The sequence below is a fragment of the Pseudonocardia halophobica genome, assembly GCF_050948485.1.
GTDB lineage: Bacteria > Actinomycetota > Actinomycetes > Mycobacteriales > Pseudonocardiaceae > Pseudonocardia > Pseudonocardia halophobica.
Window position 1 is genome coordinate 6,056,196 of record NZ_CP192046.1, and the last position, 22,561, is coordinate 6,078,756.

Annotated in this window: 21 protein-coding genes, 2 tRNA genes and 3 pseudogenes; 7 read left to right on the top strand and 19 right to left on the bottom strand. The window is 69.6% G+C overall.

Annotated features, from left to right (window positions below; all coding sequences use genetic code 11):
• Positions 1 to 207: 207 nt before the first annotated feature.
• The 5 genes and pseudogenes from ACQP04_RS28915 to ACQP04_RS28935 form a co-directional block, all read right to left on the bottom strand.
• Positions 208 to 1,449 (bottom strand): NAD(P)/FAD-dependent oxidoreductase, encoded by a 1,242-nt coding sequence (locus tag ACQP04_RS28915; RefSeq protein ID WP_433503695.1) that lies wholly within the window; start codon positions 1,447 to 1,449, stop codon positions 208 to 210.
• Positions 1,446 to 2,578 (bottom strand): annotated as a pseudogene (tal, locus tag ACQP04_RS28920) (transaldolase). Before tal ends, ACQP04_RS28915 begins: the two are co-directional and overlap by 4 nt.
• A complete protein-coding gene (gene folE / locus ACQP04_RS28925; protein ID WP_433503696.1) occupies positions 2,571 to 3,149 on the bottom strand; it encodes a GTP cyclohydrolase I FolE in 579 nt (192 codons plus the stop codon). The pseudogene tal and the gene folE overlap by 8 nt, the downstream one beginning before the upstream one ends.
• A gap of 77 nt (positions 3,150 to 3,226) precedes the next feature.
• Complete coding sequence (locus ACQP04_RS28930; protein ID WP_433503697.1) at positions 3,227 to 3,676, bottom strand: hypothetical protein; 450 nt, start codon at positions 3,674 to 3,676, stop codon at positions 3,227 to 3,229.
• Between the two features lie 35 nt (positions 3,677 to 3,711).
• Positions 3,712 to 3,927, bottom strand: a complete 216-nt coding sequence (locus ACQP04_RS28935) for a hypothetical protein (RefSeq protein WP_433508521.1) — start codon at positions 3,925 to 3,927, stop codon at positions 3,712 to 3,714.
• Here ACQP04_RS28935 and ACQP04_RS28940 point away from each other — a divergent pair.
• Positions 3,868 to 4,347 carry a hypothetical protein gene (locus ACQP04_RS28940; RefSeq protein WP_433508456.1) on the top strand — a complete coding sequence of 160 codons (480 nt, stop codon included), beginning with the start codon at positions 3,868 to 3,870 and terminating at the stop codon, positions 4,345 to 4,347. The two genes, ACQP04_RS28935 and ACQP04_RS28940, sit on opposite strands and share 60 nt — an antisense overlap.
• 127 nt (positions 4,348 to 4,474) lie before the next feature.
• On the opposite strand, the gene aceE is transcribed toward ACQP04_RS28940, so the two are convergent.
• From aceE to ACQP04_RS28975, 7 genes and pseudogenes are all read right to left on the bottom strand, one after another.
• Positions 4,475 to 7,216: a pyruvate dehydrogenase (acetyl-transferring), homodimeric type gene (aceE, locus tag ACQP04_RS28945; protein WP_433503698.1), complete on the bottom strand. Its 2,742-nt coding sequence runs from the start codon at positions 7,214 to 7,216 to the stop codon at positions 4,475 to 4,477.
• Positions 7,213 to 7,734 carry a universal stress protein gene (locus ACQP04_RS28950; RefSeq protein ID WP_433503699.1) on the bottom strand — a complete coding sequence of 174 codons (522 nt, stop codon included), beginning with the start codon at positions 7,732 to 7,734 and terminating at the stop codon, positions 7,213 to 7,215. Before ACQP04_RS28950 ends, aceE begins: the two co-directional genes overlap by 4 nt.
• Positions 7,735 to 7,781: 47 nt before the next feature.
• Positions 7,782 to 8,390 carry a DUF488 domain-containing protein gene (locus ACQP04_RS28955; RefSeq protein ID WP_433503700.1) on the bottom strand — a complete coding sequence of 203 codons (609 nt, stop codon included), beginning with the start codon at positions 8,388 to 8,390 and terminating at the stop codon, positions 7,782 to 7,784.
• A 264-nt stretch (positions 8,391 to 8,654) separates the two neighbouring features.
• Positions 8,655 to 10,418, bottom strand: coding sequence for an aa3-type cytochrome oxidase subunit I (gene ctaD, locus ACQP04_RS28960; RefSeq protein ID WP_433503701.1), 1,764 nt, complete (start codon positions 10,416 to 10,418; stop codon positions 8,655 to 8,657).
• The gene (locus ACQP04_RS28965; RefSeq protein WP_433503702.1) at positions 10,415 to 10,858 is read right to left on the bottom strand and encodes a group III truncated hemoglobin; all 444 of its coding nucleotides are present in this window, start codon (positions 10,856 to 10,858) and stop codon (positions 10,415 to 10,417) included. Before ACQP04_RS28965 ends, ctaD begins: the two co-directional genes overlap by 4 nt.
• A 172-nt stretch (positions 10,859 to 11,030) precedes the next feature.
• A pseudogene (locus tag ACQP04_RS28970) lies at positions 11,031 to 11,285 on the bottom strand (slipin family protein); the annotation flags it as partial.
• A gap of 219 nt (positions 11,286 to 11,504) precedes the next feature.
• Positions 11,505 to 11,816 (bottom strand): DUF3040 domain-containing protein, encoded by a 312-nt coding sequence (locus ACQP04_RS28975; protein WP_433503703.1) that lies wholly within the window; start codon positions 11,814 to 11,816, stop codon positions 11,505 to 11,507.
• A 571-nt stretch (positions 11,817 to 12,387) separates the two neighbouring features.
• Between ACQP04_RS28975 and hpf the strand changes: the two genes are divergently transcribed.
• Together hpf and ACQP04_RS28985 are read left to right on the top strand one after the other, a co-directional pair.
• Complete coding sequence (gene hpf, locus ACQP04_RS28980; protein WP_433503704.1) at positions 12,388 to 13,014, top strand: ribosome hibernation-promoting factor, HPF/YfiA family; 627 nt, start codon at positions 12,388 to 12,390, stop codon at positions 13,012 to 13,014.
• 132 nt (positions 13,015 to 13,146) lie between these two features.
• On the top strand, positions 13,147 to 14,340 hold the full coding sequence (locus ACQP04_RS28985; RefSeq protein ID WP_433503705.1) for a PucR family transcriptional regulator: 1,194 nt from the start codon (positions 13,147 to 13,149) through the stop codon (positions 14,338 to 14,340).
• A gap of 200 nt (positions 14,341 to 14,540) precedes the next feature.
• On the opposite strand, the gene ACQP04_RS28990 is transcribed toward ACQP04_RS28985, so the two are convergent.
• On the bottom strand, positions 14,541 to 15,059 hold the full coding sequence (locus tag ACQP04_RS28990; RefSeq protein WP_433503706.1) for a nitronate monooxygenase: 519 nt from the start codon (positions 15,057 to 15,059) through the stop codon (positions 14,541 to 14,543).
• Positions 15,060 to 15,088: 29 nt separating this feature from the next.
• On the opposite strand from ACQP04_RS28990, the pseudogene ACQP04_RS28995 reads away from it, so the two are divergent.
• A pseudogene (locus ACQP04_RS28995) lies at positions 15,089 to 15,220 on the top strand (hypothetical protein); the annotation flags it as partial.
• 869 nt (positions 15,221 to 16,089) lie between these two features.
• On the opposite strand, the gene ACQP04_RS29000 reads toward ACQP04_RS28995, so the two are convergent.
• The 3 genes from ACQP04_RS29000 to ACQP04_RS29010 all read right to left on the bottom strand — a co-directional run bounded on the left by ACQP04_RS29000 (position 16,090) and on the right by ACQP04_RS29010 (position 17,537).
• Positions 16,090 to 16,674 carry a tyrosine-type recombinase/integrase gene (locus tag ACQP04_RS29000; protein WP_433503707.1) on the bottom strand — a complete coding sequence of 195 codons (585 nt, stop codon included), beginning with the start codon at positions 16,672 to 16,674 and terminating at the stop codon, positions 16,090 to 16,092.
• Positions 16,634 to 17,293: a hypothetical protein gene (locus ACQP04_RS29005; protein ID WP_433503708.1), complete on the bottom strand. Its 660-nt coding sequence runs from the start codon at positions 17,291 to 17,293 to the stop codon at positions 16,634 to 16,636. The genes ACQP04_RS29000 and ACQP04_RS29005 overlap by 41 nt, the downstream gene beginning before the upstream one ends.
• Before the next feature lie 170 nt (positions 17,294 to 17,463).
• Positions 17,464 to 17,537: transfer RNA gene (locus tag ACQP04_RS29010), tRNA-Gly, on the bottom strand.
• Between the two features lie 262 nt (positions 17,538 to 17,799).
• Here ACQP04_RS29010 and ACQP04_RS29015 point away from each other — a divergent pair.
• A tRNA-Pro gene (locus ACQP04_RS29015) sits at positions 17,800 to 17,876 on the top strand.
• Between the two features lie 40 nt (positions 17,877 to 17,916).
• On the opposite strand, the gene katG is transcribed toward ACQP04_RS29015, so the two are convergent.
• Positions 17,917 to 20,112 (bottom strand): catalase/peroxidase HPI, encoded by a 2,196-nt coding sequence (gene katG / locus ACQP04_RS29020; protein WP_433503709.1) that lies wholly within the window; start codon positions 20,110 to 20,112, stop codon positions 17,917 to 17,919.
• A 240-nt stretch (positions 20,113 to 20,352) separates the two neighbouring features.
• Here katG and ACQP04_RS29025 point away from each other — a divergent pair, with 240 nt between their 5' ends.
• Positions 20,353 to 21,324, top strand: a complete 972-nt coding sequence (locus tag ACQP04_RS29025; protein WP_433503710.1) for a DUF6925 family protein — start codon at positions 20,353 to 20,355, stop codon at positions 21,322 to 21,324.
• 1 nt (position 21,325) lies between these two features.
• Here ACQP04_RS29025 and ACQP04_RS29030 read toward each other — a convergent pair whose 3' ends face one another.
• Together ACQP04_RS29030 and ACQP04_RS29035 are read right to left on the bottom strand one after the other, a co-directional pair.
• Complete coding sequence (locus ACQP04_RS29030; RefSeq protein ID WP_156067609.1) at positions 21,326 to 21,481, bottom strand: hypothetical protein; 156 nt, start codon at positions 21,479 to 21,481, stop codon at positions 21,326 to 21,328.
• Positions 21,482 to 21,554: 73 nt separating this feature from the next.
• Positions 21,555 to 21,866, bottom strand: a complete 312-nt coding sequence (locus tag ACQP04_RS29035) for a hypothetical protein (RefSeq protein WP_433503711.1) — start codon at positions 21,864 to 21,866, stop codon at positions 21,555 to 21,557.
• A gap of 190 nt (positions 21,867 to 22,056) precedes the next feature.
• Between ACQP04_RS29035 and ACQP04_RS29040 the strand changes: the two genes are divergently transcribed.
• The gene (locus tag ACQP04_RS29040) at positions 22,057 to 22,419 is read left to right on the top strand and encodes a cupin domain-containing protein (protein WP_433503712.1); all 363 of its coding nucleotides are present in this window, start codon (positions 22,057 to 22,059) and stop codon (positions 22,417 to 22,419) included.
• Positions 22,420 to 22,561 lie beyond the last annotated feature (142 nt).

Below are 22,561 nucleotides of genomic sequence, written 5' to 3' on the forward strand. Positions count from 1 at the left end.
GCCTCATCGACGCAGATCCGCTTGGGGCACAGCGAGCCAGCACCGGAATGCTGCGGCGACACCTTCGCCTGAAGCGTGCGCAGGAAAAGCCCGGGGCCAGATTGAACCTGGGCCCGCATCCAATGGCAGCGAGTTCTCGCTACCGAGCTACCAAGCGCGGCCGCGCCAGGTCAGGGGCAGGCCGCGAGCTTGCGCTCACTGAGCGGGTCAATTTCTGACGAGCTGGGCGAGGGGGACGTTGAGGTCAGCCAGTTCGGTGGCGTCGACCCGCTCACCGGAGCGGATCAGTTCCCGGATCGGCTCGGTGACGTCCCAGACGTTGACGTTCATCGCAGCCACCAGGCGCTCGTCGTGCAGCCAGAACGCGATGAACTCCCGGGCGTCCAGGTCGCCTCGGAAGGCTACCTGGTCGTAGCCGCCGGGCTCGGTGTAGCCGGTGTATTCCATGCCCAGGTCGTACTGGTCGGTGAAGAAGTACGGCAGCCGGTCGTAGGAGGCGGTCTCCCCGAGCATGGTCGCAGCGGCGACGACCGGTTGGTGCAGTGCGTTGGCCCAGTGCTCGACGCGCAGCTGCCGGCACAGCAGCGGATGGTAGGCGTTGGCGACGTCACCGGCGGCGAGGATATCGTTGTCCGAGGTGACCAGGTGCCGGTTCACGAGAACGCCGTTGTCGACGTTCAGGCCGCACGATCGGGCCAGATCGACATTCGGGGTGACCCCCACAGCGACGATGACAAGGTCGGCGTCGAGGACGGTGCCGTCGGTGAGTTGCACCGCGCCGACGTGCGCCGGGTCGGCGCCGGGCTGCAGAGCCGAAACGCTGACCCCGCAGCGCAGCGTGACGCCGTGCTCGATGTGCAGCTGGGCGAAGATCTTCCCCATCTCGGGACCGAGAACCCGCAGCAGGGGCAGCTCGGCATGCTCGAGCACCATGACCTCGGCGTCGGCCGTGCGGGCTGCTGCGGCGGTCTCCAAGCCGATCCAGCCGCCACCGATGATCACCACTCTGGCGCCGGGGCGGAGTTCGGCCTTGAGCCGGTCCGAGTCGTCGAGGGTCCGGAGATAACGCACGCCCTCGAGATCGGAGCCCGGCACCGGTAGCCGCCGTGGTGTCGCGCCGGTCGCCAGGAGCAGCTTGTCGTAACGCAGCCGCTCACCGCCGCGGGTCGTGAGCTCGTGGTCGTGGCGGTCGATCGCGGTCACCACGGTGTCGAGTCGGAGGTCGACCTTGTGCTCGGTGTACCAGGTCGGGGAGTGCACGAAGATCGTGTCGCGCTCGGCGTTGCCCTGCAGGTAGCCCTTGGACAGCGGTGGCCGCTCGTAGGGCCGGTGCGGTTCGGCGCCGAGCAGGACGATGCCTCCGTCGAAGCCGTGGGCGCGCAGCGCTTCTGCGGTCTTGGCGCCGGCCAGGCCGGCGCCGACGATGGCGAACGTGCCGGACTCGCTCATGGGGGGTCATCCTCTCCGCCGCCGCGGTTGGCGGCGGCGAGCTTGTGCTCGAGGGTGTCGGCCAGTGCGGCCCAGGACCCCTCGAAGGTGGTCAGGCCGTCGTGCTCGAGCTTGTGCATCGCGTCGTCGTAGTCGATGCCGAGGTCCGCTAGTGCGGTCATCACCGCGGCGGCGTCGTCGTAACCGGGGCGGACCGTGTCGCCGCGCAGGACGCCGTGGGCGGCCACGGCGCGCAGCGTCGCTTCGGGCATCGTGTTCACCACCCCGCTGGTGACCAGGTCGAGGACGTAGCGGGTGTCGGCGTAGGCCGGGTCCTTCACTCCGGTGGAAGCCCACAGCGCCGCTGTGGCCGGGCCCCGGCCCGGCCGAGTGCGTGCCAGCGGTCGGAGGTGAAGACCTCGTCGTAGGTCCGGTACGCGAGCCGGGCGTTGGCGATCGCGGCAGCGCCCCGCACCGCCTTGGCCTCCGCAGAGCCGATGGCATCCAGGCGCCGGTCGATCTCGGTGTCGACGCGGCTGACGAAGAACGAGGCGACCGAGGCGAGCCGGGCCAGGTCGCGACCGGCGGCGTGGGCCCGCTCGATACCGTCGAGGAAGGCGTCCATCACCTCGGTGTAGCGCGGCCGGGAGAAGATCAGGGTCACGTTGATGCTGATGCCCTCGGCCAGGCAGGTGGTGATGGCCGGCAGCCCGGCCGGTGTTGCGGGGATCTTGATGAACAGGTTCTGCCGGTCCACCAGCGACCACAACCGACGGGCCTCGGCCACCGTCCCCTCAGTGTCGTGGGCCAGGCGTGGGTCGACCTCGATCGACGCCCGTCCGTCCACGCCCCCACTGGTGTCGTACGCCGGGCGCAGCAGGTCGCACGCCTCGGCCACATCCTGTCCCGTGATCAGGCGCAGCGCCTCCTCGACGTCGACGCCCCGGCCGGCGAGTTCGCGGATCTGCCGGTCGTAGTGGTCGCTGCCGTTGATCGCCTTCGCGAAGATGGTGGGGTTGGTGGTGACACCGACCACGTGGCAGTCGCGGATCAGTCGGGCGAGGCTGCCCTCGACCAGCCGGGCCCGGCTCAGGTCGTCGAGCCAGATCGCCACCCCGGCCCGGGTCAGCTCACCCAGTGGGTCAGCCATGACGGCTACCGGCGGGGGTCGCCGGGGCGGCGGTGGTGAGGGCCAGGAACTCCGCGCGCGAGCGCGGGTCCTCGCGCAGCGTCCCGAGCAGCGTCGAGGTGATCGTGCTGGTGCCGGCGGCGCAGACGCCGCGCACCCGCATGCACAGGTGCTCGGCCTCGATGACCACTCCGACCCCGCGCGGTTGGAGGTGGGTCTGCAGCCAGTCCGCGATCTGTTTGGTCAGTCGTTCCTGGACCTGGGGGCGGCGGGCGAACAGCTCGACCACGCGCGCGAGTTTGGACAGCCCGAGGATCCGCTGCCCCGGCAAGTAGCCGACGTGGGCGACTCCCAGGAAGGGCAGCATGTGATGCTCGCAGATCGCGTGCATCGGGATGGTGCGGGCGAGGACCAGTTCGTCGTAGTGCTCGTCGTTGGCAAAGGTGGTGAGGTCGAAGGGGCGCGGGGTGAGCATCTCGGCGTAGGCGCGCGCCATCCGCCGCGGCGTGTCGGCCATCGCGCCGGTGTGCGTGGCCACCCCGAGCGCGGCCAGGAATTCTGCGGCGGCCCGCTCCGCGGCCGTGAGGTCCATCCTCGGCGACGAGGGCACCACCCGTAGCGGGGTGGCCGGTGGGAACGGGGCCGAGACCGGGGCCGGAGCCGAGGAGGTCATGATGCCCGTGCCCGGCGGCCGCGGAGGCTGACCGCGGGGGCGAGTCGGGCGAGCGCGAGGGCGCTCACGAGCAGCCCGAAGTCGCGCAGGGCGATGTCGTAGAAACCGCCGATGAGCAGCAGGTTGACGATGATGCCGGCCAGCCAGGCGGCGACGACGTATCCGCCGATGCGGGGCAGCACCGCGACCAGCAGCCCGGCGAGGATCTCCACGGCCCCGACCGCGAGCATCGCCTGGTGCGCGGTGCCGGGGATCAGGGCGTCGATCTGAGGGGCCAGATACTGCTCCCAGTCAGTGAGCAGCCCGAAGAACTTGTCCAGCCCGAACAGCACCGGTGCCACCGTGAACACCGTGCGCAGCAGCAGAAACGCCTGGTGTGCGGCCAGTCCGGAGCTGGCGGCGGAGGGGGCGGGGACGTCGGCGGGGACGTCGCGGTGGGTGGTCATGGCTTCCTCGCTTCTAAAGGAGACTTCTGTGAACGCTAGACTGTGGATATTCTTAGGTCAATGCTCGTGTCTTTTAGAAGGTGGTGGGCTCGTTCGACGAGGACTTCGTCGCGCAGGTCAGCGGGGTCGGCGCGCTCGCCGAGCCGGTCCGGCGCGCGTTGTACCTCTACGTCGTCGCGCAGCCGCAGCCGGTGAGCCGAGATCAGGCCGCCGTGGGTACCGAGCTGCCGCGGCACACCGCGAAGTTCCACCTGGACAAGCTGGTGGAGGAGGGGTTGCTCGACACCGAACTTCGGCGCCTGACCGGCCGGCGCGGCCCGGGCGCGGGCCGCCCGACGAAGGGCGCTCGGACCGCCAGGTTGCGGTCACACTGCCCCCGCGCCAGTACGGCCTGGCCGGCCAGATCCTGGCCGGGGCTGTCGAGGAGGCCGCCCGCGACGGTGCGCCTGTTCTCGAGGCGGTGCAGCGCGCGGTCGCGCACGCCGGGCACCGGCTTGGTGCCGAGCAGCGCCGGCGCGACGCGGGCACCCAGGCCACCCAGCTCGAGGACCTCGCCGCCGTGCTCGGCCTGTACGGATACGAACCTCGCGTCGAGCACGGCGTGCTCGCGCTCGGAAACTGGCCCTTCCACGCACTGGCCCGCGAGCACACCACCCTGGTGTGCCGAATGAACCTGCACCTCATCACGGCGATGCTCGACGAACTCGGACACCCCGACGTGGAGGCCGGACTCGACCCGGAGCCGGGCCGGTGCTGCGTGACCCTGACCGTTCAACCGGAGTAGCTCGTCGCTCTCCGTCACGGCGGCGCTCCGCAGCCGGTCGGCCCGTCGCCGAGGCCGTATACCGCGGCGGCCCGGCTCAGGACCGTGCGATCCCGCTCTCCCTGGCTGACCAGGTGCTCGAGTGCGCGCAGCACAATCCACGGCGCGTCCACGCGGTGATGGCGGCGCAGGACCGTGCGGGTGTCGGAGCGCCCGAACCCGTCGGTCCCCAGCGACGCCCACCGGCCGGGCACGAAGGGGGCGATCTGGTCGGGTACCGCCCGCATCCAGTCCGACACAGCCACCACCGGACCCGGCCGGTCCTGCAGTCGCCAGGTGACATAGGGGATTCGCTGGGGCCGGTCGGGATGCAGGGAGTTCCACCGGTCTGCCGCGAGGGCCTCGCGGCGAAGCTCGGTCCAGGACGTCACGGACCACACGTCGGCACGCACCCTCCAGTCGTTGTGCAGCAGCCGCTGCGCCTGCAGGGCCCAGGGCACGGCGATACCGGAGGCGAGGATCTGCACGCGAGATCCCTCGCCGTCGGGCGCGGCGGAGTAGCGGTGCATTCCGGCGAGGATGCCGCGCACGTCGACGTCGTCGGGCTCCGGCGGTTGGACGATCGGCTCGTTGTAGAGGGTGAGGTAGTAGAAGACGTTCTGGTCCTCCCCCGGGTGGGGCTCGCCGTACATTCGCCGCAGCCCCTCGCGCACGATGTGGCCGAGCTCGAAGGAGTACGCGGCGTCGTAGGCCACGCAGGCCGGATTGGTCGAGGCCAGCAGCAGGGAATGCCCGTCCTGGTGTTGGAGGCCTTCCCCGTTCAGGGTCGTGCGGCCGGCGGTCGCGCCGAGCAGGAAACCGCGTGCCATCTGATCAGCGGCGGCCCACAGGCCGTCGCCGGTACGCTGGAAGCCGAACATCGAGTAGAAGATGTAGACCGGGATCATCGGTTCGCCGTGTGTGGCGTACGAGGTGCCGGCGGCGGTCCAGGACGCGACCGAGCCGGCCTCCGTGATGCCCTCGTGCAGCAGGACACCGGAGGCGTCCTCCTGGTAGCTCAGGAGTTGGTCGCGGTCCACCGACAGGTAACGCTGGCCGTGCGGGTTGTAGATCTTTCTCGACGGGAACAGCGCGTCCAGTCCGAAGGTCCGGGCCTCATCGGGGATGACGGGGACGAACCGTGGGCCGATCTCTGTGTCCTTCATCAGGTCTTTGAGCAATCGGACGAAGGCCATGGTGGTGGCGACCTGTTGGGTACCCGACCCGTTGCGGGCCACTGCGTAGACCGGGTCCCCGGGCAGGACCAGCGGTGTGCTGGCCACGGTGCGGGCGGGCAGGTACCCACCCAGGGCCCGTCGGCGTTCGTGCAGGTAGACCAGCTCCTCCGACCAGCGGTGCGCCGGGTAGTACGGGGGCAGCGTGTCGTCGAGGGCTTTGTCCGGGATGTCGAGTTCGAGCCGGTCCCGGAAGGCGCGCAGGTCCTCGTCGGTCAGCTTCTTCATCTGGTGGGTGGAATTGCGGCCCTCGAAGTGTGAGCCGAGCGTCCAGCCCTTGATGGTCTTGGCCAGGATCACCGTCGGTCGGCCGGTGTGCTCGGTCGCTGCCTTGTACGCAGCGTAGAGCTTGCGGTAGTCGTGTCCGCCACGCTTGAGGTTCCAGATCTGGGTGTCGGACAAGTGCTCGACCATGGCCGCCGTCCGGGGGTCGCGGTTGAAGAAGTGTTCTCGGACGAACGCGCCGTCGTTGGCCTTGTAGGTCTGGTAGTCGCCGTCGACGGTGGTGTTCATCAACTCGACCAGCGCGCCGTCGTCGTCGGCGGCGAGGAGCGGGTCCCATTCCCGCCCCCAGATCACCTTGATGACGTTCCAGCCCGCGCCGCGGAAGAATTCCTCGAGCTCCTGGATGATCTTGCCGTTTCCCCGGACCGGGCCGTCGAGGCGCTGCAGGTTGCAGTTGACGACGAAGGTGAGGTTGTCCAGCTCTTCGCGGGCGGCCAGGCCGATGGCAGCCAGTGATTCCGGCTCGTCCATCTCGCCGTCGCCGAGGAAGGCCCACACCCGTTGCCGGGTGGTGTCGGTGATACCTCGGGCGTGCAGGTAGCGGTTGAACCGGGCCTGGTAGATCGCGTTGAGGGCGCCCAGGCCCATCGAGACGGTCGGGAACTCCCAGAAGTCGGGCATTAGGCGGGGGTGAGGGTAGGAGGGCAGTCCACCTCCCCTCGTCGTGTGGGAAACCTCCTGACGGAACCCGTCGAGCCGGTCCTGCGAGAGCCGGCCCTCCAGGAACGCTCTGGCATAGATGCCTGGTGAGGCGTGGCCTTGGATGTAGATCTGGTCGCCACCGCCTTCCGCGCAGCGGCCGCGGAAGAAGTGGTTGAACCCCACTTCGTAGAGGGACGCAGATGAGGCATAGGTCGAGATGTGGCCGCCAACCCCGAGTCCGGGCCGCTGCGCTCGGTGCACCATGATCGCGGCGTTCCAGCGTATGTAGGCCCGGATCCGCCGCTCGATCCGCTCGTCCCCGGGGAACCGCGGCTCGGACTCCGGTGGGATCGTGTTGACATAGTCGCTGCCGCGCAGACCTGGTACGCCCAGCTGACGTTCTTGCGCGCGCTCCAAGACGTCGAGCACGAGGTGACGAGCTCGGTTGCGTCCGGCGTGCTCGATCACGCCGTCAACTGACTGCCGCCATTCCTCGGTCTCGGTGGGGTCGGGGTCGTGCGGATCGCGATCGCGCTGCTCGTCGATTGCGACTTGGCCGTCCGGCGCAGTGGTCATGGCCGTGTCCTCCCGTTCAGGTGGTGGCGAGCTCTACCGGGTAGGCCGGCACGCCCTGGGTGCTGGAGCAGATGAACCGACCGGGGCCGATGTCGAACCGGCAGCGGCCGCGCCCCGGCCGGCATCTCGCGGGCGTCCCAGACAGCCTTCATGCTCTCTTCGGGGCAGGCCCCGTTGCGATGGGCAAGCTTGGTGTGCCCGATGCTCTCCGGCACGACACCCTCGCTGAGTTCCGGAGCCATTTCCCTGCGGCGCGCGGAGTGGTGCCCCTTCATGAGCGCGGTCGTGACCGTCTCGTCGTCGGCTGCGACGCCCGTATCGACGAGGGCCGATACGAGGATCCTTTCAGCCGCGACCAGCGGATGAACCTCGCCGACGGTGGCCGTGTCGGCGAAGGTCGACTCAACCGGGAAGTCCCATACCGTCACCGCATGTACCGCAATGCGGCGCCCGGAGGCTTCCCGGACCGCCCAGCGCAGGGCGGCCAGCGATCCGGGTGAGCCATCAACGCCGACCACGATTCTGCCCCTCTGCGATCGTGGGTCCGCGCTGGACGAGGCGGCCATCAGTTGGTCGTCGATCCAGCGACGAGCAGGTCCGCGAGCACGGCGGCCTCGCTGTTCTCGACCTCTCGGGTAGCGGTGAGCAAGGCCATCGGCCGCTGCTGCGCCAACTCGCGCAGATGCTGCAGCGCAGCGGCCCGCTCGGGATCGGCGAGCTCGCTCCGGTAGCGGCGTCCGAATTCGGCGAACCGGGTCGGGTCGTGGCCGTACCACCTGCGCAGCGCCGCGGACGGAGCGATCTGCTTGCACCATTCGTCGAGGTCAGCCCGACTTCTGGTCAAACCGCGTGGCCAGAGGCGGTCGACCAACACCCGGGTGCCGTCCTCGGCTGTACGCGCGTCGTAGACCCGGCCGACCCTTACGCGTGGGCGTGGCATCTTCGGACTGCTGCTTTCGCCACTGTCGGTGTCAGTACCAGCGGCCGCCCGGGGGATCCAGCGGCCGCCCTCGTTCTCCCATCTCGCCAGGGCCAGGGCCAGGTCCGGACCAATGGTGATGGCTCCCGGGGATCCAGCGGACCCCTGCACGCTCGGGTCGTGGGCGCGCGACGACACTCTCAGCAGCCGACGTTCGGTCTCGAAGAGGATCTCCCGGTCGTGGTTGTTGAGCACGAGGCACCTCCTGGCGACCCTGCCCGTTTCACAGGGCCGGTCTGGGATATTGGATCTTGCAAAGGGATCTATATGGGCCAACTGTCCGTCGAGAGCCCCGTCGGCGGTGGGCCGCGTACGTTGCTGTGCGACTGGTGCAGGCAGGGGAGGGCCATGGTTTTACGCGCCGGATCGTCGTCGGACCCGTCGTCGGCTCCGTCAGGTGACGCCGGACGCAGCCGACCACCCTCGCTCCCCCACGCCAGTTCGTTCGTCGAGGCCAGGTCATTGGGCACGGGGGTCCTCCTCGATGTCGGGCTGCACCGCATGCGCCGCGAGCTCCGATGGCGTCGGTTCGGCGTGCCCCCGACGGCTGACGGAGTGGCTCTCGGCGCGCAGGCGCTCCACCAGGTGTGGGTAGTGCAGCTCGAATGCGGGGCGCTCGGAGCGGATCCGGGGCAGCTCGGTGAAGTTGTGCCGCGGCGGCGGGCAGCTCGTGGCCCACTCCAGCGAGTTCCCGTGCCCCCACGGGTCGTCGACGGTGATCACCCGCCCGTACCGGTAGCTGCGGAACACGTTCCAGATGAACGGCAGCACCGACACCCCGAGGACGAACGCGCCGATCGACGAGATCATGTTGAGGGTGGTGAACCCGTCGGTCGGCAGGTAGTCGGCGTAGCGGCGCGGCATGCCCTCGTTGCCCAGCCAGTGCTGCACCAGGAACGTGGTGTGAAACCCGAGGAAGGTCAGCCAGAAGTGCAGCTTGCCGAGGGCTTCGTCGAGCATCCGGCCGGTCATCTTCGGGAACCAGAAGTAGATGCCGGCGTAGGTCGCGAAGACGATCGTCCCGAACAGCACGTAGTGGAAGTGCGCGACGACGAAGTAGGTGTCGGTGACGTGCCAGTTCAGCGGGGGCGAGGCCAACAGGACTCCGGTCATTCCACCGAAGAGGAACGTGGCGGCGAACCCGAGCGAGAACAGCATCGGCGTCTCGAAGGTCAGCTTGCCTCTCCACATCGTGCCGATCCAGTTCACGAACTTGATCCCCGTCGGGACGGCGATCAAGAAGCTCGTGAGGGAGAAGAAGGCCAGCAGCACCGCACCGGTCGCGAACATGTGGTGAGCCCACACCGACATCGACAGCATCGCGATCGCAAGCGTCGCGAAGACCATGCCTTTGTAGCCGAACAGCGGTTTGCGGCTGAAGACCGGGAAGACCTCGGTGACGATGCCGAAGAACGGCAGAGCGACGATGTAGACCTCGGGATGGCCGAAGAACCAGAACAGGTGCTGCCAGAGAATCCCCCCACCGTGCGCCGGATCGAAGACGTGCGCGCCGAGCTGCCGGTCCGCCAGCAGCCCGAACAGGGCCGCGGTGAGCACCGGGAACGCCATCAGGACCAGCAGGGACGTGACGAACACGTTCCACGTGAAGATCGGCATGCGGAACATGACCATCCCGGGACAGCGCATGCAGACGATCGTCGTCACGAAGTTCACCGCGCCCAGGATCGTGCCCAGCCCGGCGACGATCAGCCCACAGATCCACAGGTCTTGCCCTGCGCCGGGCGAGTGAAGTGCACCGGAGAGCGGGGTGTAGGCGAACCATCCCGAGTCCGCGGCGCCTCCGGGAGTCAGGAAGCCGGCCATCACAGTGAGGCCACCGAACAGGAACAACCAGTAGGAAACGGCGTTGAGCCGGGGAAACGCGACGTCCGGTGCGCCGATCTGCAACGGCACGATGTAGTTCGCGAACCCGAAGAAGATCGGGGTGGCGTAGAGCAGCAGCATGATCGTGCCGTGCATGGTGAACAGCTGGTTGTACTGCTCGCTCGAGAGGAACTGTTGCTCCGGGCGGGCCAGCTCGGCGCGGATGAGCAGGGCCATCGCCCCGCCGACCATGAAGAACCCGAAGGAAGTGACCAGATAGAGAAGGGCAATGTCCTTCGGGTCCGTCGTGCGCAACATCTTTGGAAGCATGGATCCCTTGCCCGACCGGCGCGCCGGGTACGAGCGGGGGGTGATCGGCTTCGGTTCGACGGCGGTCATGGCATCCCCTGCTCCAGATGCTGCGGCAAGAGGGTGAGGAGCTCGCTCGCCTGCGCACCGGGTAGCCGGCGGCGGATCGCGCCGGCGATCCGCGTGGCTTGGCTCTTGGCCAGCTCCGCCCGCTTCCCCGCGTGCTGCTGGTCGACGGTCGCCGTCCATAGCGCTCGCCAGCGCGCGAAGTGCGCCTCAGTGAGCTCACATCGTGCATACAGATCGAGGTGGGGGCGCAACGCGTTGCGGTGATACGTCCCGTCCCGGAGCAACACCGTGGACCAGAAGTCACACATCACCGGCAGGTGCGCGGACAGGTCCACGCGGGCGACCTCGACGAAGATCGGCCCGAGGACCTCGTCGCTGAACACCCGCCGATAGAACTCGTCCACCAGATCGGCGATATCGTCGCGATCGGCGATATCGTGGCGTAGCGACCCGGCGCTCACGACGCGCCCCCACTGATGCGGACGGCCCCGAATACGGACAAGGTTGCAACCTTGATCACACGGTGACGGCGGCGGCCAGGTGCGGGCGCCAGCGCGGTGACTTGGCTCGCGCCCTGGCAAGGCGCGCATGAGCGCCCCGCCGGCGCCAAGGCATTGGACGCACCAGCCGGGCTCATTGCTCTGCCACCGCGTGGGCCACCGGCACTGCCGCATCCGGAGCGGCGCGGTGTGCCGCTCGGTCGGCCGGGACAGCGGCGCTCGGTCGCGCAGGGGCACCGGGATGCACCGGCCCAGTGGCCTCGGAGGGTGCTGCGCGTTCGAGGAAGCGCAGCAGTTCGACGGGGAAGGGCAGGACCAGGGTGGAGTTCTTCTCCGCCGCCACCTCGACGACGGTCTGCAGCAGCCGCAGCTGCAGCGCGCCCCAGGTTCAGGGTGTGCGGGCGCATCCGACCGAACCGGAACACCACCCCCCGCTCGAATTGGGTGATGACCCGCACGCTCCGCCCGAACAACACTACGGCCAGCGTCAGAACTGCGACCAGTACGTAGATGGTGATCGTCATGTCGTGCCTCCGGCGTTCGCCCCGAACCGGACGACCCGAGCTCGCGACGGATCTACAGGTGGGACGCCTCGATGGGACGATTCTCAAGACTCGTCGTGCGGGTCCGTCATTCGTGCTGGGCGGCGCGTGGGATCCGAGTGCCGCCAGGCCACCCAGATCAGTCCGGTCACCGCAGCGAACGCCAGTGCGCCAGCCAAGGACACGGTCGCCAACATGACCGTGAAGAACAGCGCTGCGGTCACGAGCGCGACTGCAATCGCGAACGAGATCCCGAAGTGGTGGTTGCTGTCCAGACGCTGCGCGCGAACGTCGAACAGCCGCGGGAATTCTGGGTCGTCGGCCATGAATTGACGTTCGAGTTCCTCCAACGTCTTCCGCTCGTTATCACTGAGCACGACGCCTCCTTGTAAGGGAGCTCGGTCCGGGGCACCGGGAGCGTCAATGGACGACATCCCGTCCCAACGGCCGGTGGGCTGGACCCGAAAGAACGACCGCTCCAGCCGGAGTCGCGTCCGGCTAAAGCCAATACTGCTCCGACCGCTCATTCCACGGCATCATGGCGACCGGCCAACTTCCCCCTGATCAGGTTGCCGACGGCCGGCAGCCTCACTACGGGCACCAGCGATTGGAAGCGGGACAACTTCACCGGCGCTGACCGACCCAGCCGCGCCGGTCCCACGGCGTGGATCAACCTGTTCTACGCCAGCGGGTCCCCCTCGTTGCCGGCGGCCGACGGCCGATATGGGCGACACAGCGATGTCGATCTTGCCGGGCCTTGGCAAGCTGCACTACGACAACCATGGCCCACGTGTGATCACATTCGCCAACTCTATCGTGATACGATATGGGTGCAGTCTGATAAGGACTGATCGCAGTCGGTCAAGGAGCCGGTCAAGGTCCGTCGGCCCTAGCAACCCCGGAACTGCTACCCGATGCTGATTGAGCACGGAGAGCGAGGGAAGTCGAGTGGAGATCGTTGTCAGCGGCCGGAACGTGGAGGTGCCGGAGCATTTCCGGATCCGCGTCGAGGAGAAGATCGGCCGTGTGGAGCGCTACGACCACAAGCTCACCGGCGTGGATGTCGAGCTCGTCCACGAGCCGAACCGCCGGCAGAGCGGGAGCTGTCAGCGGGTAAAGATCACGGGCAGAGGATGCCAGCCGATGGTCCGCGCCGAGGCCTGTGCACAGGACTTCTACGGGGCGCTGGACTGCGCCGGCGCCAAGCTGGCGAGACAGCTCCGGCGCTCGCACGACCGCCGCCGGATCACCGCCCGCCGGAGGAGGATCACCGCCGGGCCGGACGTACCTGCTGCCGTGGGGTTGTTGGAGCAGTTGCCGGGGGTCGGCAGCAGCGACCTCGTACCGGACGACCGCGTGGACGACCCGACTCCGGCTTCCCGCGACCACGACGACTACCTCGCGGGGTCCGACCTGCACTACGGCCGCAGCCCGTCCGCGATCTTCGGCCATGACAGCGCTCGGATGACGCAACCCGCCGCCGGGCGCGCCGCAGATCCGGTGCCTGAAGGCGATCAAGCAACCGGCCAGGGCGAGAGCGCCGGGCCGCGCAGCACCGCACGGAACCGGCGATGATCGGCGTAGACAGCGACAGCGTCTCGCAGCCCCATGACCGACAGTGTCTGTCCCATGGTCGCTTGATCCAGCGAAGCGGCGGTCGTGTCGGACCAAGGTGAGCCGCGCCCAGGTACGCGAGCCGAACCACCGATGGTGGACGACACATGGCTGACCGAGGCAGCGCAGGCCGCCGGCCGCGAGGTGCGTGGCGTCCCGGTGGAGCTCCTCGGCGACTACCTGACGATGTTGGCCGAGGCCGCCATCACCGGACGCAAACCGCACTCGTCCGAGATCGATGCAGTGGGAATGCTGGGAAGGAGGGCCGCCGAGCTCGGGGTGTCGGCGGGCAGCGCCGTGCAGCTCTATCTCGCGGCCGCTCGACGGGTATGGGGCGAGCTGCCAATGGTGATCCGCTCCCGGGACAGCGGGGCGGTGCGGGCCGCCGCCGAGGCGGTACTGCACGTGGTCGACGCCGCGGTCGCCAGCCTCGTCGAGGGCTACACCGAGGCCCGCCGGCAGATGGCGCGCTGGGAGGAGACGCTGCGTCGGGAGTTCATCGAGGACCTGCTGCGCGGGGACGCCGATGTGGGTCGGCTGGTGGAACGGGCTGAACCTTTCGGGCTGGACATGGCCCGCACGCATCAGGTTGCCTTGGCCGCGCCCACCGGGCGGCTCGAGGACGCCGAGTCGGCGGTCAGTTCCCTGGAACATGCCGTTGTGCGCCGCGTCGGCGACCGCGAGGTGTTGGTGGCCGCCAAGGACGGCTTCATCGTCGTTGTGGCTCCCGCCGACGCTGACATGCCGTCTTTGCCCGGAGCCCGATCGGAACCAACGAAACTTGGCGATTTCATGTTCGCCGAACTCGGCCGGTCGCGCCGCGGCCAGCCGTGGCGAGTCAGTGTGGGACGACCCTACCCAGGCTCCTACGGAATCCCCCGCTCGTACGAGGAAGCTCGCGAGGGCCTGACCATGGCGGTGCGGCTGCACCTGGACACCCCCGTGATCTGTGCCGAGCAGCTGCTCATCTACCGCGTGCTCCTACGTGATCAACCCGCCATCACCGACCTGGTCCTGTCCGTGCTGGGCGGGCTGGTCCAGGCGCGCGGTGGAGCCAAACCGTTCCTGGACACCCTCAATGCCTACTTCGCCACCGGGAGCGTCGTCACCGAAACCGCGCGGTGCCTGCACCTGTCCGTCCGCGCGGTCACCTACCGCCTTGACCGGATCAGAACGCTCACCGGCTACGACCCCACAGATCCCGTGCAACGCTTCACCATCCAGACCGCGGCGCTCGGCGCGAAGCTACTTGGCTGGCCAGACCACGACCGGGACGCGCCGCGCTGATCGACACGAGCTGCCCTCAACCGCTCGGGACGAGCACAATCCCGTTCCGGTTCCACCACGCACGACGGGCGGTCTTGAACGCGTCTGAGACGGCACCGAGACGCTGAGCGGCCGCATCCGGCCGGCTCGCAGAACGATGGCGTAGCAACTGCCGATCCGCGGGTGCCCCTCGAACAGGTCGTTCCCAGCGAGCGTGCTGATCAAGCGAGCAACCCGCGCGCCACGCTCCACATGCGCTCGATGATCTCTCCGGCAGGTGCCGCCGCGGCCAACGCCGCGCTCTGCCCGGCCAGTGGTTGACCCGATCCACCCCGACCGCCGCGCCACGCCGCCACTGACCGACCAGTCGCCGCTGCTCCGGGTAAGGGCGCCCCGGGCGCCGCCCACGCCGTCACGAACCGGGTCGGTACCGCTCGTCCGAGCCGGCCGGAGTAGGCGCGGGTGGCGACCGTCTGCTCCGGGGCCAACCCGTCCAGGCAGGCCGACCAGCCCTCGTCGATGCCCGCGTCCGGCGAACGCAGCAACGCGGTGCCCACCTGGACCGCGCTTGCGCCCAGAGCCAGTGCGGCAGCCACGCCACGACCATCGCCGATCCCGCCCGCGGCAATCACCGGAATCCGCAGCCGATCGACCAGATGCGGCAGCAAGGCGAAGAGCCCAACGTCGATCTGCTCGGCTGCCTGCGGGTCGAAGCTGCCGCGATGCCCGCCGGCCTCCATGCCCTGGGCGACGACCGCATCGGCACGACGACGAATGGCGCCGGCTCGTGATGCGCCTGGTTCGGGCCGGGACAGCTGTCCGTCTCTCCCGTAGGCCAAACAGCTTCTACGCCGCCTCCGACCCGGACGACGTCGCGCGGGTCGAGGAGCGCACCTTCATCTGAACTCCGTCTCGCCGGATTGCGGGACAGCACCCGCTCGTAGATCGACTCGAGTGCCTCGTGCATGTCGTGCGTGGTATTGGAACCCCGGCCGTCGCCTGCGCCCGGAAGCCGAGACCCCGTTGTCCGTGAACTCCTTCGTCAGAGTCCAGCCTGTCGTGGGTCAGCTTCTCCGCGTCCTCTCGCTAACGAGAAATTCCGAGCTCGTCCCCTGCCCGATCCTGGCTCTGACGGAGATAGGTGGCTGCCCTCACATCTGCCATATTAGCGTGCTTGTGACCGCCTGAACTCTCCCTGATGTGAAGGTTCGCGACTTATCGGGACGAGACGTATTCAGATAACACTTGATCAACGAATTACTACGATTATCTCGGGTCGGATCCGCTAGAGCTCGAACCTCAAGCTCACAGCCATCTTCAAGCTCCGAGTCGGCCGGCTCGGCCGGCAGCTCAGCGGCAGCAATCCCACGCAAGTGTTTACGGAACGATTCTGGGTCAGTCAGCCGTGCGCGTACGATTCTTTGCTGGAAAGCGTTGACCATCCGAAGTCCGCAGGACGACCGACCAGTCTGCTTCATCGTCTACGGGCGATACCTGGTTCGTCTCCAACCATGCCTGTTCCCGGGCGGGAGACGACACCTCGACCCTAGCGACACTGGCCGCTGCCGGCTCGCCGAGCAGAGTGCCGGCCTTGCCGGCGTCAACGAGCCATGAACTCGCTAGAGAGATAGCTCTACGTGCGGTTGCGAGCGAGACCTCGTTGGCTGCGGCAAGTTCTGCAGCGTTGACAGAAGGGATCACGCCAACTGCTTCCCAGTCCCTTATCAGGGAAGCAGCGATCCGCTGGTAGGGGAAGCGGGGCTGCTCGCCTCACGCTGAGCCGCGTCGATTTCCGCCGGACGTGAGGGCATTCGCACCGATTCCTCTGGCCGCGCGCTGATCGGCTTCTGAAACCCATGCCGTGTAGGTCTTGAGGGTCGTCGTGCCGCCTCCGCCGTGTCCTAGCCTGCCGGCGACCGTGCGTGGGTCGACGCCGGCTGCGATGAGCTCGGTGGCCGAGTAGTGCCGCAGCTTGTGCAGCGTTGTCTCGATGCCGAGGCGGGCGACCATGCGCGCGTAACGCGCGGTCACGCCGGCAGGGGTGAGGAAGGTCGAGCCGTCCGGCGCGGGCGAGAACAGGTAGGCCTCCGGCGACAGCTCGACCTGGATCTGCTCCGCGCGACGGCGGACCCTAGCCAGCTGATCGCGCAGGACGCTCGCCGTCTCCGCGTCGAGCGCGATACGCCGTTGCTGGTGAGTCTTCGATCCTCCTTCTCCCCAGCCGACTCCCGGATCGCGGCGGACGGCTCGCTGGAGCCAGAGCGTCTCGCGTCCCTCGGTGAGGTCCACTGACGAGAGCCGGATCGCGCAGAGCTCACCTCGCCGCACGCCCGTCGTCATCGCCGTCCAGACCATGGCGCCCCAATCTAGGTCGTACCAGGCCTCGTTGATGATTCGCGCTGCCTGCTCGGCCGACGGCGGCTGCGGGTTCGGCTTCGGGGCAGCCGGCGGCTCGGCCCAGGTAGTGGGGCTCTCCTTCACCCACCCCCATCGGACGGCCTTTCTTGTAGGCGCCGGAGAGGATGAAGTGGATGTGCCGGATGGTCGTGGCCGTGAGCGGCTTGCACTCGGGCGGCCGGCAGCGATCGTCGCAATCGTGCTCGCCGAGCACGCGGTGATCGATGAGCCGCTTTCTGGAGCAGTGCCGACGGCGGCGCCGGAGCTCCGCGTAGAAGGAGTCGAGGATCTCGGCGTCGAGCCGGCCGACCTTCACAGAGCCGAGGCAGGGCGAGATGTGGTTCCGGACGTGGGTGCGGTACAGGTCGAGCGTGTTGGGCGCATCCTGGAACTGCTCGAGGTAGCGCTCCAGGAGCTGATCGATGGTGGCGCTCGACTTCGGGTTCCGTCGCTCGGCGACCTGAAGCAGGAGGCGGTTGCGAACCAGCTCGGCCTCTCGCCGCGCCTTCGGTCCCGGCGGGATGACCTCTGTAAGCGTGATCCGCTGCTTGGTGATCGGGTCCCGTCCGCCGTACACGCGCACACGCAGGGCCCCGCTCTGGAGTCTCTCGATGTTGCCCCGAGCGCGACTCGTACCGGTACCTGGACGCCCCGTCATGGCACGAACGCTAGATCCATTGGTGCCACATGTGGTGCCACGCTGTCGCCTGCGGCGAGCAAGCGGCGAGCGTTTGTGCTGGTCAAGCGTGGAGCGGGCGACGGGAATCGAACCCGCGTAGCCAGTTTGGAAGACTGGGGCTCTACCATTGAGCTACGCCCGCGTGCCCCCGGATCCCTCCGCGGACCCGGCAAGGATAGCCGATCAGCGGCCGACCCTCGGCAGCCTCCCCACCCCATCGTCCGTCACGTCGGCCGGGCCGCCGCGTCCGCCTCGTGGTCACGAAGGCCCGGATCGTTGCGTGGTGCAGCCGCAGGTCGACGGCCTCGCGCCGGTGCACGGAGGCGGCCGCGGAGTGACCAGAGGCGCTGCCGTGTCGCGGTCGGCACATCGGTCCCGGCCGGGTGGCCTAGACTCCCTCGCGACGGGGTGTGGCGCAGCTTGGTAGCGCACTCGCTTTGGGAGCGAGGGGCCGTGGGTTCAAATCCCGCCACCCCGACCACGTCGGGCCGGGTGTGGTCGTTCGGGGCGCACCCGGCCGGTCACACCCGGTCGAGGTTCATGACCTTGTCCCACGCCGCCACGAAGTCCCACACGAACTTCTCCCCCGCGTCGTCGGCGGCGTAGACCTCCGCGAGCGCCCGCAGCTCCGAGTTCGCGCCGAACACGAGGTCGACGCGGCTCGCGGTCCACCGGGTCTCGCCGGTGGCGCGGTCGCGGCCCTCGAAGACCTGCCCCGAGCGCGTCGGCGTCCACTCCGTGTCCATGTCGAGCAGGTTCACGAAGAAGTCCGTGGTCAGCGTCCCGGGCCGGGCGGTGAGCACGCCCAGCGGGGACCGCCCGACGTTGGCGTTCAGCACCCGCAGGCCCCCCACCAGCACGGTCATCTCGGGCGCGCTGAGGGTCAGCAGGTGGGCGCGGTCGACCAGCTGGTGTTCCGGCGCGACCAGATCCGCCCGGCCGACGTAGTTGCGGAAGCCGTCCGCGGCGGGCTCCAGCGCGGCGAACGACCCGACGTCGGTCTGCTCCTGCGACGCGTCCGTGCGGCCCGGCGTGAAGGGGACCTCGACGGCGTACCCGGCCCGCCGGGCGGCCTGCTCCACCGCCGCACACCCGCCGAGCACGATCAGGTCGGCCAGGGAGATCCGCGTGCCGTCGCTCCGCGAGCGGTGGAACGACTCCCGGATCGCTCCCAGGGCGCCCAGCACGACGTCGAGGCCGTCGGGCTCGTTGACCTCCCACCGGCGCTGCGGCTCCAGGCGGATCCGCGCCCCGTTCGCCCCGCCGCGCCGGTCGCTGACGCGGAAGGTCGACGCGGACGCCCAGGCGGTGGCGACGAGCTGGGCCATCGACAGCCCCGAGTCGAGGATCTCGCGCTTGAGGCGGGCGACGTCCTCGGGACCGACGAGCCCGTGGTCGACGTCCGGGACCGGGTCCTGCCAGATCAGCGTCTCGGCGGGAACCAGCGGCCCGCGGTAGCGCCGGACCGGGCCCATGTCGAGGTGCGTGAGCTTGAACCAGGCCCGGGCGAACGCCGCGGCCAGCAGGTCCGGGTCGTCCCGGAACCGCCGCGAGATCGGCGCGTAGCCCGGGTCGAAGCGCAGCGCCAGGTCCGTGGTGAGGAAGGTCGGCGTGTGGGTCCTCGACGGGTCGTGGGCGTCGGGGACGGTGCCTGCCCCGGCCCCGTCCGACGGGACCCACTGCCAGGCGCCGGCCGGGCTCAGGACCGCGTCCCACTCGTAGTCGTACAGGTTCGTGAGGAAGCTGCCGTCCCACCTCGTCGGGGTGGGTGTCCAGGTGCCCTCGAGGCCGCTGGTGATCGCGTCCGCGCCCTTGCCGCTGCCGAAGCTGCTCCGCCAGCCGAGGCCCTGCTCCTCCAGCGGGGCGGCCTCGGGTTCGGGGCCGAGATGGTCCTGGCGGGCCGCGCCGTGCGTCTTGCCGAACGTGTGACCGCCGACGATCAGCGCGACGGTCTCCTCGTCGTCGAACCCCATGCGCCGGAAGGTCTCCCGCATGTCGCGGGCCGCGAGGAGCGGGTCCGGAACGCGGTGCGGGCCTTCCGGGTCGACGTAGATCAGGCCCATCTCGGAGGCGGCCAGCGGGCTCTGCAGCTCGCGGACGTGGGTGTGGCGGCCGTCGGTGAGCCAGGTGCGCTCGGGACCCCAGTAGACGTCGCCGTCGGACTCCCAGACGTCCGCCCGGCCGCCGCCGAAGCCGAGGGTCGTGAAGCCCATCGACTCCAGGGCCACGTTCCCGGCGAAGATCGTGAGGTCGGCCCAGGACAGCTTGCGGCCGTACTTCCGCTTCACCGGCCACAGCAGCCGGCGCGCCTTGTCCAGGCTCTTGTTGTCCGGCCAGCTGTTCAGCGGGGCGAAGCGCAGCATGCCGGTGCCGGCGCCGCCACGGCCGTCCTGGATCCGGTACGTGCCGGCCGCGTGCCAGGCCATGCGGACCATGAGCGGGCCGTAGTGGCCGTGGTCGGCGGGCCACCAGTCCTGCGAGGTCGTGAGGACCGCCTCGATGTCCCGGCGCACTGCGTCCAGGTCCAGGGTCTCGAACTCGGCGGCGTAGTCGAACCCCTCGCCCATCGGATCGGCGACGGCGGGGTTCTTGGCGAGGATCCTCAGGTTCAGCCGGTCCGGCCACCACGTGCGGTTGGACTCACCCCGCGTCGGGTGCGGCGCGCTCCCGCCCTTCTGCTTCTTCCTCTTGACGACGATGTCGTAGGTGAGCGACACGGGAATTCCCTCGAGACGTGATCAGGACGGGGGCGCGGCGCAGCGGCCCGGCCCGGGCCCCGGGAGCTGACCTCTGCATGTGCTCGGCATGACTGCCCAGCATGCGCCCGGCACCTGCGGCGAACAAGTGGTCGACCACGATTCCGGCCGCGCCCCGCCGTTCGTCCGCCGGACCCCGCCGTTCGTGCCCGGATCGGGCCCGGCTTGCGGGCCGGTCGGTGCCCCGGCCAGCATCACGGGGTGGTCGACGCGCGGGAGCTGGGACGGGAGCTGCTCGGCGACCCGGCGACGGGCTGGAGCATGGGACCGCCGGGCGCCATCGCGGAGTTCGCCCGGGACCCGGGCGAGGTGGTCGACGGCGACGGGAGCACGGTCGTCACGGCCCGCGGCGGGATCCGGCTCGAGCCGCCGCCGACGGTCCTCCCGATCGCCTATGAGACGCCGGCGGGGCCGGGGCTGCACTGGACCCAGGCCGTCGCGTTCTGCCTGCCGCACGCCGAGGCGCGGCGCGCGGGCCGGACGACGGTCACGCAGCTGGGGCCCGACGCCGACGCCCTGCGCGCCGACGACCGCGGCGCCGTCCTCGTCGACCTCGGGCTCGGCACCCCGACCGTCGACGCCTGCGTCCGGACCGACGACGCCGAGCTGCTGGCCCTGGTCGGCGCCCACGCCGGGCAGCCCCTGTTCGCCACGTCCCTGGGCGCGGAGCTGGTCGCCCGCAGCCCGCACCGGGTGTTCCTGACGGCCGTCGGCCGGGTCGAGGTGTACGCCCCGATCCCCGGGCCGGACGGGCGCTCGCCGCTCGGCCCGCACACCCACCTGCTGCCGCACCTGATCGGCCGCGGGTCCGCGCCGACCGTGCCGATCCGGGCCGGGCACGTGGCCGTCGCGCACGCCTATCCCGCGCACCCGGCGGCCGACCACCTCGGGCGACCGCATCCCTTCGACGCGGACCGGCTCGCCGGGTTCGACGCGGTGCTCGACGTCGCCGGCGACCCGTTGCTGCGGGCGCTCAAGGAATCCGTGCGGGACGCAGTGCGCGCCGGCCGGGTGCCCATCGACCTGCCGGAGGACCCCGTGGGACGGGCGGTCGTCGCCGTCACGCTGCGTCAGCTCGCCCGCACGGACGGCCCGACGCCCGACGCCTGGCGGCCGCACCGCGACCTGCCCGCGGAGCTGCTCGACCCCGCGGGCGACCCGAACGCGGGTTGAATCAGGCGGCCTCGCCGGCCCGGTCGTCCCAGAACCACTGGGCCGTCATGGGGCTCCGGCAGTCGGGGCAGCCGATGTCGAAGCCCTCGGACTCCTCGGCGGGCAGTTCGGCGTAGGAGCCGCAGGCGGCGCAGCTCCACCAGAGGGTGTCGCTCATGCCGCCGAGGGTAATCACATCGCTGTAGTTCGCAAGCCCCGGCCTCCGCGTGCCCGCCGCCTGCGCGGTCGGTCTATACGACCACAGGGCTCTGGGTGATCACCAGACCGCGCGGCTCCAGTTCCTCCGTCGTCATCTCGGGACCGGGACCGGTCCGCCCGGCGGACAGCTCGGCGACCACCGGCGCGACCAGGGTCTCCGTGTAGTGCTCGTACGCGGCCCTGGAGTCCCAGACCTCGAGCACCTCGAAGCCGTCGGAGGTCGGCAGGCCGACGTGGACCAGGAGACCGTCGACCGCTCCCCCGGTCCGCCGCACCACCTCGGCATGGACGGCGTCGTACAGCTCGACGGGCGCGGAGACACGGGTCCGGATGGCGACACTCATGCCGACCTCCTCGGTCGCACAGCTGATCGGAAGGACCGCCGAGAATAGTCAGAGAGACTGACCAAGTCCAGCGGACCACCGATAGGTGCACCCGGCCGTGGCGGAAACTACGTATCGTCCCGGGGTCCACCCCGCTGCGACGCTGCGGGCGCACGATGACGCCGTCGTCGGCGACCGGAGGGAGAGCGTCATGGCGGGCATGGACAAGCGGAGCCTCGACGAGCCGGACGAGTCGCGCCGCCCCGACAAGACCGTCCTCGACGTCGTCAGCCTGCCCGGCGCGACCGTCGGCCGGATCCGCCTGCAGCCGGGATGGCGCTGGTCGGAGTGCATCAAGCCGATCGCGGGGACGACGAGCTGCCAGACCCCGCACCTCGGCTACGTGATCGCGGGACGCCTGCACCTGCGCGACGACTCCGGCGCGGAGCTCGACATCGGCCCCGGCGACGCGTACCAGGTGGCGCGCGGGCACGACGCCTGGGTCGTGGGCGAGGAGCAGTTCGTGGCGCTCGAGTTCGACAGCAAGACCGCGGAGACCTACGCCACGGGCTGACCGCCGCCCGCCGCTCCGGTCCGCCGCGGCGGGCCGGTCCCCCGCGCTGGTCAGCCGCGTCCGGGCGCACGGCGCGGGCGCGCGCGGCCCGTCCGAACGCGGGTCGACAGTCACGTGACGCCGCGTAACGCGGCGGATGAAC